15 protein-coding genes, 1 tRNA gene and 1 riboswitch are annotated in these 16,578 nt (G+C 48.5%); of the genes, 9 read left to right on the forward strand and 7 right to left on the reverse strand.

Going from position 1 to position 16,578, the window contains the following annotated elements:
* Positions 1-120 precede the first annotated feature (120 nt).
* Together LPW40_RS05975 and ahlS are read right to left on the reverse strand one after the other, a co-directional pair.
* On the reverse strand, positions 121-1,248 hold the full coding sequence (locus LPW40_RS05975; RefSeq protein WP_230821318.1) for a zinc-dependent alcohol dehydrogenase family protein: 1,128 nt from the start codon (positions 1,246-1,248) through the stop codon (positions 121-123).
* Positions 1,249-1,273: 25 nt separating this feature from the next.
* Positions 1,274-2,131 (reverse strand): AhlS family quorum-quenching N-acyl homoserine lactonase, encoded by an 858-nt coding sequence (ahlS, locus tag LPW40_RS05980; RefSeq protein ID WP_230821319.1) that lies wholly within the window; start codon positions 2,129-2,131, stop codon positions 1,274-1,276.
* Between the two features lie 415 nt (positions 2,132-2,546).
* On the opposite strand from ahlS, the gene LPW40_RS05985 reads away from it, so the two are divergent.
* From LPW40_RS05985 to LPW40_RS06000, 4 genes are all read left to right on the forward strand, one after another.
* On the forward strand, positions 2,547-3,323 hold the full coding sequence (locus LPW40_RS05985; RefSeq protein ID WP_230821320.1) for a gluconate 2-dehydrogenase subunit 3 family protein: 777 nt from the start codon (positions 2,547-2,549) through the stop codon (positions 3,321-3,323).
* Positions 3,324-3,357: 34 nt separating this feature from the next.
* Complete coding sequence (locus LPW40_RS05990) at positions 3,358-5,097, forward strand: GMC family oxidoreductase (protein WP_230821321.1); 1,740 nt, start codon at positions 3,358-3,360, stop codon at positions 5,095-5,097.
* Between the two features lie 362 nt (positions 5,098-5,459).
* Positions 5,460-5,840: a CBS domain-containing protein gene (locus LPW40_RS05995; RefSeq protein WP_230821322.1), complete on the forward strand. Its 381-nt coding sequence runs from the start codon at positions 5,460-5,462 to the stop codon at positions 5,838-5,840.
* A gap of 161 nt (positions 5,841-6,001) precedes the next feature.
* Positions 6,002-6,074 (forward strand) — tRNA-Arg (locus tag LPW40_RS06000).
* 141 nt (positions 6,075-6,215) lie between these two features.
* On the opposite strand, the gene LPW40_RS06005 is transcribed toward LPW40_RS06000, so the two are convergent.
* The 5 genes from LPW40_RS06005 to LPW40_RS06025 are packed head-to-tail and all read right to left on the reverse strand — an operon-like array spanning position 6,216 to position 9,872.
* The gene (locus tag LPW40_RS06005; RefSeq protein ID WP_230821432.1) at positions 6,216-7,223 is read right to left on the reverse strand and encodes a HesA/MoeB/ThiF family protein; all 1,008 of its coding nucleotides are present in this window, start codon (positions 7,221-7,223) and stop codon (positions 6,216-6,218) included.
* A complete protein-coding gene (locus LPW40_RS06010; RefSeq protein ID WP_230821323.1) occupies positions 7,223-7,990 on the reverse strand; it encodes a thiazole synthase in 768 nt (255 codons plus the stop codon). The genes LPW40_RS06005 and LPW40_RS06010 overlap by 1 nt, the downstream gene beginning before the upstream one ends.
* A 1-nt stretch (position 7,991) precedes the next feature.
* The gene (thiS, locus tag LPW40_RS06015; protein WP_230821324.1) at positions 7,992-8,192 is read right to left on the reverse strand and encodes a sulfur carrier protein ThiS; all 201 of its coding nucleotides are present in this window, start codon (positions 8,190-8,192) and stop codon (positions 7,992-7,994) included.
* Positions 8,173-9,306 carry a glycine oxidase ThiO gene (thiO, locus tag LPW40_RS06020; protein WP_230821325.1) on the reverse strand — a complete coding sequence of 378 codons (1,134 nt, stop codon included), beginning with the start codon at positions 9,304-9,306 and terminating at the stop codon, positions 8,173-8,175. Before thiO ends, thiS begins: the two co-directional genes overlap by 20 nt.
* A complete protein-coding gene (locus LPW40_RS06025) occupies positions 9,282-9,872 on the reverse strand; it encodes a thiamine phosphate synthase (RefSeq protein WP_230821326.1) in 591 nt (196 codons plus the stop codon). Before LPW40_RS06025 ends, thiO begins: the two co-directional genes overlap by 25 nt.
* 76 nt (positions 9,873-9,948) lie before the next feature.
* Positions 9,949-10,058, reverse strand: a riboswitch (TPP riboswitch).
* 272 nt (positions 10,059-10,330) lie between these two features.
* Here LPW40_RS06025 and LPW40_RS06030 point away from each other — a divergent pair.
* The 5 genes from LPW40_RS06030 to arr all read left to right on the forward strand — a co-directional run bounded on the left by LPW40_RS06030 (position 10,331) and on the right by arr (position 16,532).
* Positions 10,331-11,050, forward strand: coding sequence for a GntR family transcriptional regulator (locus LPW40_RS06030; RefSeq protein ID WP_230821327.1), 720 nt, complete (start codon positions 10,331-10,333; stop codon positions 11,048-11,050).
* 163 nt (positions 11,051-11,213) lie between these two features.
* Positions 11,214-12,617, forward strand: a complete 1,404-nt coding sequence (locus LPW40_RS06035) for a sodium/glutamate symporter (protein ID WP_230821328.1) — start codon at positions 11,214-11,216, stop codon at positions 12,615-12,617.
* Positions 12,618-12,635: 18 nt separating this feature from the next.
* Positions 12,636-14,246 (forward strand): amidohydrolase, encoded by a 1,611-nt coding sequence (locus tag LPW40_RS06040; protein WP_230821329.1) that lies wholly within the window; start codon positions 12,636-12,638, stop codon positions 14,244-14,246.
* Between the two features lie 313 nt (positions 14,247-14,559).
* Positions 14,560-16,011: a ribosomal protection-like ABC-F family protein gene (gene abc-f / locus LPW40_RS06045; RefSeq protein ID WP_230821330.1), complete on the forward strand. Its 1,452-nt coding sequence runs from the start codon at positions 14,560-14,562 to the stop codon at positions 16,009-16,011.
* A gap of 104 nt (positions 16,012-16,115) precedes the next feature.
* The gene (arr, locus tag LPW40_RS06050; RefSeq protein WP_230821331.1) at positions 16,116-16,532 is read left to right on the forward strand and encodes an NAD(+)--rifampin ADP-ribosyltransferase; all 417 of its coding nucleotides are present in this window, start codon (positions 16,116-16,118) and stop codon (positions 16,530-16,532) included.
* Positions 16,533-16,578 lie beyond the last annotated feature (46 nt).

The raw sequence follows: 16,578 nt of genomic DNA on the forward strand, positions 1-16,578 counted from the left end.
GGGGGTTTTGGTATATCGGTTCAGTTTTTAGTTATGAATTGAATTCAGAACCAATGGCTTTCACATAAAAACAAGGACCCGAATATTCGGGTCCTTGTTTTTATACAGCATTATCATTTCTCAATCCATCTTCACTACAAGCCTTGCCACGTCACCTTTATGCAGTCTGTCGAATCCTTCGTTGATATCTTCGAGTTTGAGGGTGTCTGATAGCAATGTATCGACAGGTAATCTTCCCTGCTTATAAAGCTCGATGAACCTCGGGATATCCCGGGTAGGGACACAGCTGCCGACGTAGGATCCTTTAACCGTCCTTTCTTCCGCAGTCAACGTCACCTGTGGGAATGAGAAGTTGTGCTTGGGATCGGGAAGGCCGGTGGTCACCGTCATACCGCCGCGTCTTGTGATTTTATAGGCCACTTCCATTGCAGGTACGACACCTGCAGTTTCAAAGGCATAATTGACGCCGCCGTTTGTCAGTTCTTTCACTTCTTCCAAAACCGTTTCATCGGATGAATCGAAAGTGTTTGTGGCCCCGAGTTTCTTCGCAAGGTCGAATTTATTCGGATTGATGTCGAGGGCAATGATCTTGCTTGCTCCGGCAAGCTTGGCGCCGAGTATTGCGTTCAGGCCGATGCCGCCGAGCCCGACGACTGCGACGGTGCTGCCTGGCTTCACCTGTGCGGTGTTGATGATGGCACCGATGCCGGTGATCACGGCACAACCGAAGATCGCGACTTTCTCAAAAGGTATATCCTTATCCACTTTGACGACCGAGTTGGCGGAGACGACGACATGGGTGGCGAATCCTGATACACCGACATGGTGATGGACATCCTTGCCGTCGGCATGGAGCCTCACACCGCCGTCGAGCAGTTCTCCTTTTTCGTTGGATTTGGCGCCTTTCTCACAAAGGGCAGGCCTGCCTTCACGGCAGGGGATGCAGTGTCCGCAGCTCGGTACGAACACGCAGACGACATGGTCACCTTCCTGCAGGTCTTTCACGTTGTCACCGACCTTAACGATCTCACCGGCCGCTTCATGCCCGAGCGCCATCGGTGTCGGGCGGGGTCTTGAGCCGTTGATGACGGACAAGTCCGAATGGCACAGGCCGATCGCACCGACTTTGATCATCACTTCATTGCTTTTTGGGTCATCCAGTTCAAGTGTCTCTATCTTTAAAGGCTTGCTTTCGGCATAAGGTGCAGGCAAGCCCATCTCATGTAAAACCGCAGCTTTAATCTCCATAATTGCCTCCTAGTGAATGTGAAGTTTATTCGTAATAGCCTTCGGTGGATTTCCGGAACCCTTCGAACTGTTCGCCGTCATGGCCAAACCATATATCCGCATTCTTCTCTTTTGCCATCTTCTTGATCTTCTCGACGGAGCGTGCCCAGCCGATGGAGTCATAGATGATGCCCGGCGGTTTCAAGGTCGGTTCCATGCTGTCTTTTGTATAAATGGCGTCAGATGCAAGGATGAGCGTGCCAAGTTCCTCTGATTTTATTTCAAGCCCGATCATGCCCCAGACATGTCCACTGCCGAAGTTCAGAACCCTGACACCCTCAACCAGTTCAAGGTCGTCCTCATACGGCTTGATCGTGCGCCAGCTCAACTCATTCTTAATCCAGGCATCGATGTCCGCCCATATATAGGCGCCTTCCTTCTGGTTCCTGGCATACATCTGCATCGTGCCATTCAATTCATCATCATGTACAATCACCAGTGCGTTCGTGAAATATTCAAGACATCCCGCGTGGTCGAGATGGAGGTGGGAGGCGACGACGTAGTCGACTTCTTTCGGATCGACGCCAATCTGTTCCAGCCTGTTGGGTAAGTAACATTCTTCAGTGGCAGAGTAGGGGAAAGCTTTCTGGATATTCGGGCCCCAGCGCCCTTCGTGGTCTTCGTTCGCCATACTTTCAGGGTTGCATGCGGTATCGAAAAGAATTTTTGCTTCAGGGTGATCGATGAACACAGTGTAGATCGGGAATTCAATCATCTCGTTCGGTGCATTGGGATTATCGATGGTGGCCTGGTTCGAGTTTGCGATCATCAAGTTCTTGTCCATACTGAGCGTTCCATTGTCCAACACGTAAATCTTCATCCGGCTTTTGTTCACATTTACCACTTACATCACCTCTTCATAAGAATACTTCCATTATATAAGAAAGCGCTTACATATTCAAAGTGAATGAAGCTTTTAAAAATGATTTTTATAAATTTCATGTAATTTAAAACATTTTTTCGAGAGACCTTAAGGAATATAAGAATGAATTATATCAACGCTCAGGAAAATTTAAGAATGAAAAAGAATTTGATTCTATGTAATTATTGTGTAGTAAAATAGTCGACATTAGATTTGAGTATTAAAACATTACTTCAAAAAATTATTTTATAGAAAAATCGGAATATTCATTGTATTGAGCTAAGTGTTATTTTATAATTTATTAATATATAGGAAATTAAGAGGAGGTCTGTAATTTTTTTACTTATATAATGGAAGCGCTTTTATACATTGGGGAATAAAACAAAGGAGGAGAAACATGTCTGATAAAAAAGAAAAGCAGTTCTCACGTCGCGATTTCTTAAAGACAACAGGTGCTGCAACAGGTGGAATTATCGGGGGTTCACTAATTGGAGGTTTCATAGGCAGCGGATGGGCAAGTAATGACAATGAAATAGTAGGCTCTTCAGAAGATACTAGCGGAGGAGATAATGCTTCTAGTAATGATAACTTTGCCGAAGCAAGGATGTTTTTCAGCAGGCAAGAAGATTTTGATGTTTTAGTTGCAGCGACAGAAACCATTTTTCCAGAAGATGATAACGGCCCAGGTGCAATAGCTTTAGGTGTACCATTCTTCATAGATAGACAACTTGCAGGGAATTGGGGAAGTAATGCACGAGATTATATGCAGGGGCCGTTTGCAGAAGGCGAAGACACTCAAGGATACCAATCGCCGTTAACCCGGGGTGAGATATTTCTTCAAGGCATTCGGAGAATTATTGATGAGAGTGTTGAAAGATTTGATCATGCGTTTGTAGAGTTAGGGGAAGACGCGAGAGTAGAGATTATAGCAGCATTTGAAGCTGGAGAAATTGAAATGCAAGGTGTCTCTTCCAGCCGCTTCTTCCAGTTATTGAAACAAGCGACTCTCGAAGGGGCATATTGTGATCCATTATACGGCGGTAATAAAAATATGGATGGCTGGAAGATGAAGGGTTATCCTGGCAGCGTCATGTCCTATTATAATGTGATTGACCAAGAAGAATTCGAAGAAATGGATCAAGTTGCTTTAAAGGATCATATGAACTCACATTAATAGATATTAACTATTGAAAGGGGAAATATTAAGCATGGTAGAAGTTTTAGATAAAGTGGATGTAGTGACTGTTGGTGTAGGATGGACCGGTGGAATAGTCGCTTCAGAATTAGCAAAAGCTGGCTATAACGTAGTGGGACTTGAAAGAGGGAGGCATCAAAAGCAAGAAGATTTTCTTCAGACAAAAGATGAACTGCGATTCGATTCAAGGTATGATTTATTGCAAAATCTATCCAAAGAAACGTTGACCTTCAGGAATAATCCGGATATGACCGCTTTGCCAATGAGAGAATACGGTGCTTTTCATTTAGGGACTGGTCTCGGAGGGGCAGGGGTCCACTGGAGTGGAGTCACATGGAGATTTTTACCTTACGATTTTGAAATTAGATCGCAGACAATTGATCGATACGGGGAAGAGAAGATTCCTGAAGATATGACTTTGCAAGATTGGGGAATTACATATGATGAGTTAGAACCTTATTATGATAAGTTTGAAAAAACTGCAGGCATTTCCGGTGAAGAAAACCCATTCGGTGGACCTCGCTCCAACCCATATCCGACTCCCCCAATGAAAGATACTGCGGCTCTAAGGTTATTTAGAGATACTACAGAAGAAATGGGCTACCAGCCATTTATGGCTCCTTCAGCGAATTTATCAGAGCAATATACTAATCCAGATGGACAAACAATCAATCAATGTCAGTTCTGCTCTTTTTGTTCCAGGTATGGATGTGATTTTGGAGCTAAATCAGATCCAATCAATACTGTAATCCCTACTGCAGAAGAAACAGGTAATTATGAATTGAGAACCTCAGCCAATGTAACAGAAATTATTCATGAAGATGGAGAAGTTACGGGTGTTCGATACGTAGATTTAAATACTGGGAGAGAGTATGAGCAGCCAGCAGAAACAGTGGCTTTAACGAGCTATGTACTTAATAATGTTCGTCTGTTGCTTCAATCAGGTTTAGGTCAGCCTTATGATCCTGAGGAAGAAACAGGTGTAATTGGTAAGAACTATTGCTACCAAGTTGAATTTAGCGGGCGAGCATTTTTTGATAAACAATATAATATGCACATGGGGGCAGGTGCATTGGGGATGGCCATTGATGATTTCAATGGAGATAACTTTGATCACAGTGATTTAGATTTCCTACATGGTGGATGGATTTCGCTTAGGCAGGGTGGACGTACACCTATAAGTTCCAATCCTGTACCTAGCGGGACTCCAGGATTTGGAAGAGAATTTAAAGAGCAATCTATATATAATTTTTATCGTATGTTATCAGTGGGTACTCAAGGCGCCTCATTACCAAACAGGTATAATTACTTGGATTTAGATCCAACATATACCGACGAATTTGGTAACCCATTACTGAGGATGACATTTGATTTTCATGAACAAGATAGGAATCTAGCAACTTTTTTAGCTGAAAGAATAGAAAATATACTTGAAGAGATGGGTGGACAGGATATTTCAGTTAATAAGGAGTTGGGTAATTTCGATGTAGAACCATACCAATCTACTCATAATACAGGAGGAGTCATCATAGGAGATGATCCAGAAACTTCAGCAGTGAATTCATACCTTCAAATGTGGGATCATGATAACTTATTTGTTATTGGAGCATCTGCATTCGCTCATAATGGTGGTTATAATCCGACTGGAACAGTTGGCGCCTTGGCATATAGAGCAACAGAAGGTATGATTGAATTCTTAGATAATGGGGGCGGGCAACTGGTGACTGCTAAAAATAAAAGCAAGTTAACTTAAGAAATAGATAGAATGTGTGGCCTTGCAATTAACTTAACCTATAGTGAGGTTGAAGTTCTACTATAATAACAATCATTTAATTATCTCATACATTAAAGCCCCCAATCTACTGCCATAGATAGGGGGTTTGGTGTTCCATGTTGAGCACTTTAGTTTGATACTTACATAATAGCACATTAATTTTGGTGTTAAAAGTAGACTATGCACTTGATAAATTGACTCTATAATACCTTTTAACAATTTATTTAACCAGCTTCTCCAACGCACTTGCTATCTTTATTTCCCAACCCAATACGATTAATTCCTCCTTGTACGTGGTAAAAAGATATATAAAACAAACTTTTTTAAAGGAGGCATGATTGATGGAAGTCAGAGACATCATGAGGACTGAAGTCGAGACATGCGGGCCTGAAATGACAATTGAGACAGTGGCATCGATGATGAAGGAATTTGATTTAGGCTCCATACCTGTACTTGGAGATGGTGAACTAAAAGGTATGATTACAGACAGGGATATTGTCATCCGCGGGATTGCTTCACATTTCCCTATGGATACGCCGATAGATTTGATCATGGCATCCGATGCGCCCCTGATGGGCACTCCAATTATGAGTGTTGAAGATGCAGCGGATATCATGGTAAAAAACCGGCTGCGCTGCCTGCCGATCGTGGAAGAGGGCAGGGTCGTCGGCATGCTCGTCCTCAGCGACGTGACGGTAGATGAAGACCAGGAAACATTCTAAGCAGCAGAAAATTGATCGGCATAACGAAGACCGGCGATTTGCCATTCGTGTGTTAAGGTGATCGTCCGTCTTTTTTAATGCAAAAATCTTATAAAAGTTGATGCAATAAAATTCTCCAAGTGTTATAATTAAGAAGTGACTGATTATCAGACTAAAAATATGGCCCCGTAGCTCAGGGGATAGAGCAATGGTTTCCTAAACCATGTGCCGCAGGTTCGATTCCTGCCGGGGCCGTTGACTTGCTTTTAATAGTAGAGACAGCTTCATACATAGATCAACCGCAACTGCACCCGTTAAGGTGCAGTTTTTTTGTGTTTGCTTTTCTTGGCTATGTAAAAAGAAAGACCCCCATTCCAATTGGAATAGGGGGCAAAGTCATTGATGCTGGTTCACCGGTAAGCCTTCTGTAATTTCCCTGTACAACGCTTCCGCTTCTTCCATGCCGTCCAAGCCGTACACATTCATCCGGCCGTCATTGAACAGGGTCATCTCGTAGCCGTCATAGTTGATGAACTTGACGAAGCGGTTCTCTTTGATGACTTCACCGTTCATTTCTGCATTGAATATGGAGTCATCAAACCTCAGCGTGAACACGCGGCCGCAGTTGGACTGGACGGGTCTGAAGGTTTCCTTCTCCAGATGTTCGTACTTGTGCTGGCCGCAGACGATGCAGTCGTCGTCTTTTAATGCATTGATGTTCATTGTCTTATAATTCATGCCGAATGTGTCGACGGTGATGAGTTTCCTGGAGAAGCCCTCGCCGGATAAAAAGCGGATGACTTCTGAGACTTCGAGGCCCGCCGTCTGTGTGGTGACGGGCGGCAGGACGCCGTTGATCTCACAGCTTTCCCCCGTTGCGGGCATGGTGGCCATCAGGCATTTCAGGCAGGGGCCTTCGTAATCTATCGCGTAGACGCTGCCTTTGCTTCCAACGGCTGCGCCATATACCCACGGGATGTCGAGCTTATGGCATGCTTCATTGACCAGGAACCTTATTTCAAAATGGTCCATGGCATCGATGACGATGTCGGGCTGATGTTCCTGCAGGATGCCGACTATATTTTGAGAGTTTAGCTCTGTGTTGAGGGTCTTTATTTCAACATCATTGTTGATTTGCTGGAGCTTTTCCTTCAAAGCTTCGACTTTCGGCTTCATCAGCCGGACATCTTCTTCGGTGTATAAGGTCTGGCGGTGCAGGTTGGTCAGCTCGACGATGTCCATGTCAATCACAATTAGTTTGCCGGCACCCATCCGCGTGAGGAGTTCGGCTGCATGGGTGCCGAGGGCGCCGGCGCCCATCACCATGATGGCGGTATTGCTTAGTTTTTCCTGGCCGGACTCGCCGAAACCGGCAAACCTGACCTGCCTGTCGTACCTCTCCATCACAGGAATCCGAGTCCTTCGGCCGGACTCGATGCCTGGGCGGTGTACCTCACCGGTATGCGGCCGGCTTCCTGGCTGAGCATGCCCGCTTCAATGCCGAGCTTCATCGCTTTTGCCATCTTGACCGGATCTTCTGCGCCCGAGACGGCGGTGTTCAGAAGGATGGCATCTGCACCGAGTTCCATGGCGTAACATGCATCTTTCGGCGAGCCGATTCCTGCATCGACGATGACGGGGATGTTGGCCTGCTCGATGATATACCTTAAATTGAGCGGGTTGTTGATGCCGCGCCCGGTCCCAATCGGGGAAGCAAGGGGCATGACGGCATGGACGCCGAGTTCTTCGAGCCTTCTTGCGAGCACGACGTCGTTCGAGATGTAAGGGCAGACCGTGTAGCCCTTATCAAGCAGAATCTCGCACGCTTCATATGTCGCGATCGGGTCGGGGAGGAGTGTCTTGTCGTCGCCGATCACTTCCACTTTAATCATGTCACATACGCCGGCATGGTTTGCGATCTCTGCGATGCGCACCGTCTCTTCGACGGTCTTTGCGCCTGCAGTGTTCGGGAAGGTGGTGAAATTTTTCAGATCGATGTTTGCGAGCGGGTTCGGCAGGTCTTTATCATATAAATTCATGCGCCTCACCGCGAAGGTGAGCACTTCCGTCTTTGATGCCTCAATCGCTTTTGTCTGCGTTTCCTCATCCGAAAACTTCCCTGTACCGAGGAACAGCCTTGAGTTGAATTCGAATTCTCCTATTTTAAGCATTTTATCCGCCTCCTACAAATTCCAGCAATTCAAGCCTGTCGTCACTTCTGACGACATGGCTGTCGAATGCCTCTTTTTTGATTAATGTTCCGTTATGTTCCACGACGATGCGGTCCGGGTCGATCTCCATCTGCTCAAGCAGCTGTGAGACGGTGAGTTCCTCGTCAAACGTGAATGTTTCATCATTGATGATGCATTGCATTTTTCCTCATCCTTTCAATAGTGAAATCGTTTAATATGGCAGGGCGCCTGCCGGTCTCGATCCATTCCGACATCAATATCCCGGTGGCGGGGGAGAGCAGTATGCCGTTGCGGTAGTGGCCGCTCACGACGAAGAGGCCGTTTTCCACTTCATCCATGACCGGTGTTTCTGTTGGTGTATACGGGCGGACGCCGGATGACTTCATCAATACGTCTGCGCTTTTCAGTCTCGGCATGTGCTTCAGTATTTCCATCCACAGCCATGTTTCGCCTTCCTTCGTCATGCCGGAAGAGAAGTCGCCAAATCTGCTGGTCGCACCGACCAGGAAGCGGTGGTTCCGCTTCGGTATGATGTAGAAGCCGTTCGTCATGAAAAGCGTATCTTTAAGTCTCACTTCCGGCTGCTCCAGCAGCATGACCTCACCCTTGACACCCGTCGCGTTTGACTCGATCCGGAAGGGTGCGAGCAGATTTTGCGACCATGCGCCTGCGGTGACGGCCACTTTTGAAGCATGGATATCCCCGGTTGAAGTTTTAATCCGGTAATCCTGTCCTTCCCGGTGGATGGCGATGACTTCGGTGCGGCTGATGCGCGTCACCCCGTGATGGAGCGCTGAAGCGGTCAGCGCCTTCGTGTACTTGTTCGCATTCACCTGGCCGTCATCCGGGATATGCATCGCAAAGTGTTCACCCGGAGTGATGAACTGGTTGCCGAGGTTCAGGATTTCTTTTTCACTTAATGCTTTCACGTTGTCATTATGGGCGTTTAAAAATTGGAACTGCCTGTCGAGCGCTGCCTCTGATTCTTTAGAGTCCGCCATCTTGATCAGTCCGGTCTCCATATACTCGATATCGATGCCCGTCGTCTCCAAAAGTTCCGTGCTGAGCGGCTCAAAGTACCTCCTCGACGCTTTCGCCAGGCGGAATAAAGGACTGTCGTTCGAAAACTCGTTCTGTGCACCGAGCATGCCGCCGGCCTTCCAAGAAGCGTGCATCCCCGGCGCGTCGCGGTCGACGACCGCAACTTTCAACCCCTTTTTGGCGAGCGCATTGGCGATGGATAACCCCATCACCCCTGCACCCACGGTCACTACATCAAATTTGATAATTCCCATCCCTTTCTGAGTGCTTTTATTTCGGAAGGTGCTGCATCCATGAAATATGAAATCGCGGCGATGCCGTCAAATCCCCCCGGCAGCTGATGGATCGTCCGCTCATTGATGCCGCCGAGTGCGATCACCGGGATATCAGATGACAGCGCCTGGTTGATCTCCCGCTCCGTGCGGGGCGGGCGGGCTGGTTTTGAAGCGGTTTCAAATATATGGCCGAAGAGGACAAAGTCAAGGCCGTTTACCTCCGCCGCTTCAACCGTCCGGGCGGAGTGCGTGGACATGCTGACGGTGATTTCAGGATGCTTTTGTTTATATCTGAAGGCATCTGCATCATTCTCCCTGAAATGAATACCGTTCAAGTCAAAGCGCTCTAGCAGTGCCATGTCACTGTGGATGAGAAGTTTATTCTTCGGGAAGCCGGCCTCGAGCAGTGATGTTAAAAAATCAGCAGTCTCCCGTTGCGGCATGGGCGTCCGGATCATCAGATGATCAATGAAGGGCGAGACGGCTGTAAAATGACGGATATCTCCTGGGTCGGGTGTCCTGTATGGTGTGATTACGATGAACATTGATCCACCTCCATAAAAAAATGCGCCGTTTCCCTATAAGGAAAACAGCGCAATATATATTCATATACTTCGATTCGTTATCGTTACGCCACTTTCCTACGCCAGCATGATCTGGATCAGGTTCCGGAATCCCGAAGTCGCTACTTCGATCTCAGCCTTTTCTAAAAGGCACTTCCAGTGGTCTTTCTATTCGGTTGTGTGATGCATTGGTTTCATGATAACGCATATTTACACATATTACAAATCAGTGAGACGCAGTGGTTTATTTTCTCTAAAAAGTGGTATAATACAATTATCAAACAATGTTATGAGCATGAGTCACCAAACCCCCATTCTATGGTAGTAGGATGGGGTATTTTTATGTACCAGTCTTATACCCTCAAGCCCATTAAAATCTCCTTTCTATGGTAAACTATGATAATAAAATTGATATTAAATTTCAGGACCGGGTGATTGTTATGCCGTTGGATTATACAAATTCCATACCGCTTTACATACAATTGAAGGAGAAGATCGAGGAGAAGGTCATGGACGGGACTTACACGGGCAAAGTGCCGAGTGAGCGCGAGTTCATGGATGAATATTATATCAGCCGGAGCACAGTGCGGCAGGCGATTGATGCGCTTGTGCGTGAAGGGACACTCGTGAAGAAGCCCGGGAAGGGGACGTTCGTTGCGGTACGGCCGATCAACGACTGGCTCGGAAATTTGAGCAGCACGACCGAGACGATCGAGAATATGGGCATGAATCCGGGTGCGAAACTGATTAAGGTGCGCACGATTGTCCTGCCGGTATATCTTCAGAAAATCACCGGTTTGAATGAAGCGGTCCATATCAAACGTGTGCGCTATGCCGACAGCATCCCGATTGGTGTCGAAAACAACTATTATCCTGTGGCGCTCGGTGAAAAGATCAAACAGCATGATTTGAATAAAGTGACGCTGTATGACCTGCTCGAACAGGAGCTCGGTATCATGTCGATTGAAGCGGAGCAGACCATCAAATCGGAGAAGGTCAAAAAAGGGGATGCCAACCTGTTGAAAGTGGCCCCGGACACAAGCATGCTCATCGCGGAGAGGAGGCTCGTCGACCACAACGGCGACTTCATCGAATACGAACGCGCCGCCTACAGGGCGGACATGTACGCCTTCAACATCAAGCTCTCCAGGAAGAAATGAATGGATGCCGCCGTCAATCCCGACGGCGGTGTTTTTATTCCAACTGGTACGGACGTCCTGACCATATTGCCATTTATATGCATCCTTCATTAATATGGACAATGTAATTAAAAGATGACTGAGAATTTAAAATACTCAAAAGTCCATTGGAGGGAATCATTTTATGACATTCATGATCGCATTTGGGCTCGCGAGCGTCATGCTCGCCGTCGGGCTCATCATACGTTCGAAAGTCGGCTTCATCCGGCGCATGCTTGTGCCGACCAGCGTCATCGCCGGCATCATCGGATTTTTCGTCATGAACAGCGGGATGGTCACTGCAGTGGATGCAGGGATGTATATTCAAATTGTGACATTGCTCTTTACGGTGACATTCATCTCGATCGGGCTGACGAGCAATCCGAAGTCCAAATCCACGGCATCAAGCGGCCGGGACGTCGCAAAAGGTTCACTTGGTATGGGCTTCACGTGGAATATACTCTATGCCCTGACACCGTTCGTCGCAGTGGTGATACTGCTCGCAATCGGCGGCATCTTCGGGATGGATGCCGTGTACGGGCTGCTTATACCGTTCGCATTCACGCAGGGTCCGGGCCAGGCGGCGACATACGGTGCCATTATGGAAAACGAATACGGTATCATGGACGCGGCGACCGTCGGTGTGACATTCGCGGCCCTGGGCTTCGTGCTCTGCTTCCTCATCGGTGTGCCGCTCGCAAGGTACGGGATCAAGAGGGGCCTTGCCAAAAGCATGGCTTCAAGGAAAATAGAGAAGCCGGTTGAGCGCGGTTATTATAATAAAGATGAAGAACGTGAATCCCTTGGGGACGAAACGATGTACAGCGGCAACATCGATACGATGAGTTTCCATTTCGCCATCATCGGCATCTGTTTCCTGCTTGCGATCGGGCTGGCGGAACTCGCATCAATGATTCCGGGCATCGGCCCGACGATCAGCGGGATGCTGTTCATCTACGGTATGATCGCCGGTTATCTTGTGAAATATGTGATGCGGAAACTCAGCATTGAACATTTCCTCGATAATAAATTCCAGTCGAAAATCACGGGCTGGTCGACGGACTATCTGATCGTCGCCTCATTCATGAGTGTGACATTCAGCGTCATCGGCAACTGGATTGTGCCGATACTCATCATTTCGGTCATCGTCACGCTGATCAGCCTGGCAATCTGCCTGTACTTTGGCCAGCGATACGGCGGCAAGAATGATTATGAGCGAACCATCGGGATTTACGGCACTTCGACCGGGACGGTGCCGAGCGGCATCGCACTTGTGCGCATCGTCGATCCGTCACTCAGGACGTCCACTTCGGTGGAGCTCGGACTGATGAACATACCGATGATGATTTCAAACGTCACTTTCGCAACCATCATGCTGATCGCTTCAGGCGTCTTATCGATGCCGCTCGGGCTGCTGCTGCTTCTGGCACCGATACCGGCCTATCTGATTGTCATGAGGGTATTCAAAGTGTGGGGACCGAAGACGTACGATTTGAAAGAAGAGAGCACAGCGCACGTCGGGGACTTGGAAAGTGTCCCTTCAAAATAGTAAGGGGAGTGTCTGATCATGAAAAAATTATTTTACAACGGAGACATCATCACGATGGAAGGTGAAACGGAAACTGCAGAAGCGGTGCTGATCGAGGACGGTCTGATCCGGAGTGTAGTGGAAGACGGGATGGATGAGTACCTCAATGATCCTGCAGTTGAAAAGGTCGATCTCGGAGGCCGGACTTTATTGCCTGCCTTCATCGATCCGCACAGCCACCTTGCGATGATGGGACCGACGTCACTGCTTGCCGATCTTAAGGGGTGCCGGAACTTCACGGACATCCAGGACACTCTGACCGCCTACATCAAGGACAATGATATAGGGAAGGGTGAGAAGGTGGTCGGCTTCGGCTATGACCCGAATTTCATGGACGAACAGGCACATCCGACAAAAGACGTGCTGAACGCGGTGTCGACGGAGCACCCCATCATGATCACACATGCTTCAGGCCATATGGGTGCCGTGAATGATTATACGCTCGAGATGGCCGGGATTGATGAAGATACGCCGGATACGGAAGGCGGCCTGATTGGCCGTATCGAAGGCACGAGGGAGCCGAACGGTTACCTGGAGGAGACGCCTTTTATGAGCCTGAGGCGCAAAGTGTTCAGCGGCACCGGCGGGGATCCTGAGGAGGTGCTTGCCATCGGTGAGGCCGCCTATATCAAAAACGGCATCACCACGGTGCAGGACGGGGCGACATCGACTGAGACCATCGATCTTTTCAAGTCGTACTCCAATAAATTCAAGGTGGATGTTGTGATGTATCCGCTGGTGGCGGAAAATCCGGAAGACCTGGAAGCGAACCGGGAGATGGTCGGGAAGTACCATAACCGTGTGAAGATCGGCGGTTATAAGATGTTCCTCGACGGTTCACCGCAGGGCAAGACGGCCTGGATGACCGAGCCTTATGAAGGTGAAGGGGATTACAAGGGCTATCCCATCTATCATGATGACGAAGTGAAGAAATACGCGGAAACGGCGATCCGTGCGGGTGTGCAGTTACTCACCCACTGCAACGGTGATGCGGCGAGCGACCAACTTCTCAAAAGTTACGGTGCGGCCCTGGAAGCATCTGACGATCCAAATAAAAATGCTCTCAGGCCGGTGATGATCCACTGCCAGACCGCCCGGGACGATCAGCTCGACCAGATGGCGGAACTCGCAATGATCCCTTCCATCTTCGTCTCGCACACTTATTACTGGGGTGATGTGCATCTTAAAAACTTCGGGGAAAAGCGCGGCAGCCGGGTGAGCCCCGCGAGATCCGCCTTCGACCGGGGGCTCGCGGTGAACTTTCATCAGGATTCGCCGATCGTCGACCCCGACATGCTGCACACGATATGGTGCGCGGTCAACCGCATCACACGGAACGGTGCATCAATCGGGCCGGAGCAGCGGGTCTCCGTTTACGAGGCGCTGCAGGCGGTGACGATCAATGCGGCATACGCCTACTTCGAGGAGGACCGGAAAGGCAGCATCAAAGAGGGGAAGCTTGCCGATCTGGTGGTGCTCGATGCCAATCCTTTGAAAGTCCCGAAAGAAGAGATAAAAGACATCAAAGTACTCGAGACGATCAAAGAAGGGGAGACCATCTACAAGGCGGAGCACGCCTCCGTCAGATGATTAGGGAGAAATAAGGGGTATTGAAGATATACAGACATCTCGGTCAGAGGTGTCTTTTTTATTCCGGTAATTTATGTTAAAATGACTTCAAATATATGCGAGGAGGTTCTGAAGATGGGTATCCCAAGGATTTGGCAGGCTTTTTTGAATAAACCAACCGAATAAAATTCAAAAAAGTCTTGCTGACTATATTCCACGGGATCAGTGTGTCCATTTTCAGGACAGATGAAACGACATGGGAGATGGCAGAAGGCCGTCTCTTTTTTTGTGTCCAAAAATATAGTTTGCAGGCTCTAAGGGAGTGCAAATTATAATGGATGAAAAAACAGTAGAACTAAAAGAGGTCGAAGTCAATTTCGGCACGAAGGAATCATTGAAGATAGAAACGCTGTCGGCATATATGAATGAGCGCATCGCCATCATCGGCGCAAACGGATCGGGCAAGTCGACGCTCCTGAAGATGATTGCAGGCGAGTTTGAAGGTTACACGGGTGAAGTGGAAACCGCAGCAGAGTTCAATTATTTCGCGCAGATCGGGGAAGCCGGCGGAGTGGATGAAGGGTTCGATTTCGAACTGCTCAGCCGGCTGGATGTGCCGGATAATGAGGGTTTGAGCGGCGGTGAAGCGACGAAGCTGCGCCTCGCGCATATTTTATCGGGGTACAGACCGGGGCTGCTGCTGGATGAACCGACGACACATCTGGATGAGGCGGGCGTCTCACTTTTGATCGATGAACTCGAGTATTATTACGGCACATTGATATTCGTAAGCCATGACCGTCATTTCATCAACAGCCTTGCAGAAACGATATGGGAAGTCTCAGACGGCACAGTCAGGGAATACACGGGCAATTATGATGATTACGAAGCCCAAAAAGAACAGGAAAGGCTCGCCCGGGAACGTGAATATGACAATTTCATCAGTGAAAAGAAGCGGCTGGAAAACGCCGTGCAGAAGCAGATCGAGAAAGCGGAGAAGATGAAGGCGGTTAAGAAGAATAAGCAGGACATCAAACCGGACCGTCTGAGTTCAAGCAAACAGAAGGATACGGTGCAGAAGCAGGCCTTCAAAGCGGCAAAATCCATCGAATCGAGGCTCGGCCAGCTGGAGGAAGCGGCGCCTCCGCGGGCAGAGACCCATTTGAAATTCCCGATGCCTGAGTCACTTGAGATCCATAATAAATTTCCAATCATGGCACAGGACCTCACCGTCGTGCGCGGTGGCAGGATGCTCCTCGACCGGGTGAATTTCCAGTTCCCTCTGGGGAAGGTCATCGCGATCACCGGCAGGAACGGGGCCGGGAAGTCGAGCCTCCTAGAGGAGATCATGAACCGCAGCGAAGGGCTCGATATTTCCCCGAAGGTGAGGATCGAGACCTACAGGCAGATGGATTACAAGCTGTTCACGGATGAACCGGTCATCCGGCATCTGATGAAGCAGACCGACTTCAGCGAACCGGTCGTGAGAAGCATGCTCCAGAACCTCGGGTTCAGCCAGGATGAAGTGACAAAGCCGCTCCATGATTTGAGCGGCGGCGAAGCGACGCGGGTGTCTCTTGCCCTGATGTTCGTGAGGCCCTCGAACGTCCTTATACTCGACGAACCGACGAACTTCATCGACCTCGATACGATTGAAGCACTCGAGAAGTTCATTGATGCATATAAAGGCACCGTCATCGTCACTTCGCATGACAAGTATTTCATAGAGCGGGTGGCAGACCATATATATAAAATTGAAGACCATAAGCTTGTGAGTGTGTTATAATACACTTACTCATAGTGACGACCCCAAAACATGACCCATTCCGGAGACTGGAATGGGTTTTTTTATCCGAAATTTATAAAAGCGAAACGATCGGGAGTGATTATATGAAGGATGAAAATAAAAATTTGGACCCTGGGCCGTTCTTCCACGGGACGAAAGCAGCACTCGGGGTCGGGGATTTACTCGAGCCGGAATTCCGGTCGAATTACAAAAATCAGCCACTGAAGCACATCTACTTTACCGCGACACTGGATGCCGCAAAATGGGGTGCAGAACTTGCCGGTGGGGATGGAAGGGAGAGGATATATGTGGTGGAACCGACAGGCGAGTACGAGGATGATCCAAACCTTACGGATAAACGCTTCCCCGGGAATCCAACACGGTCCTACCGCTCCCTCGAGCCGCTCAAGATTACGGCTGAACTCGGCGCCTGGGAAAGGCATTCAGAAAAAGAAATCAACCGTATGCTTGAAAGCCTGGCCAAACTGAAAGCTGAAGGAAAAGATGTAATAATAGAATAGTGATTAAATTCACAAATTTGTAACTTCCGGGAAGCGCCTGCGCCGG

Source organism: Salinicoccus halitifaciens, assembly GCF_021026095.1.
GTDB classification, from domain to species: Bacteria; Bacillota; Bacilli; order Staphylococcales; family Salinicoccaceae; genus Lacicoccus; species Lacicoccus halitifaciens.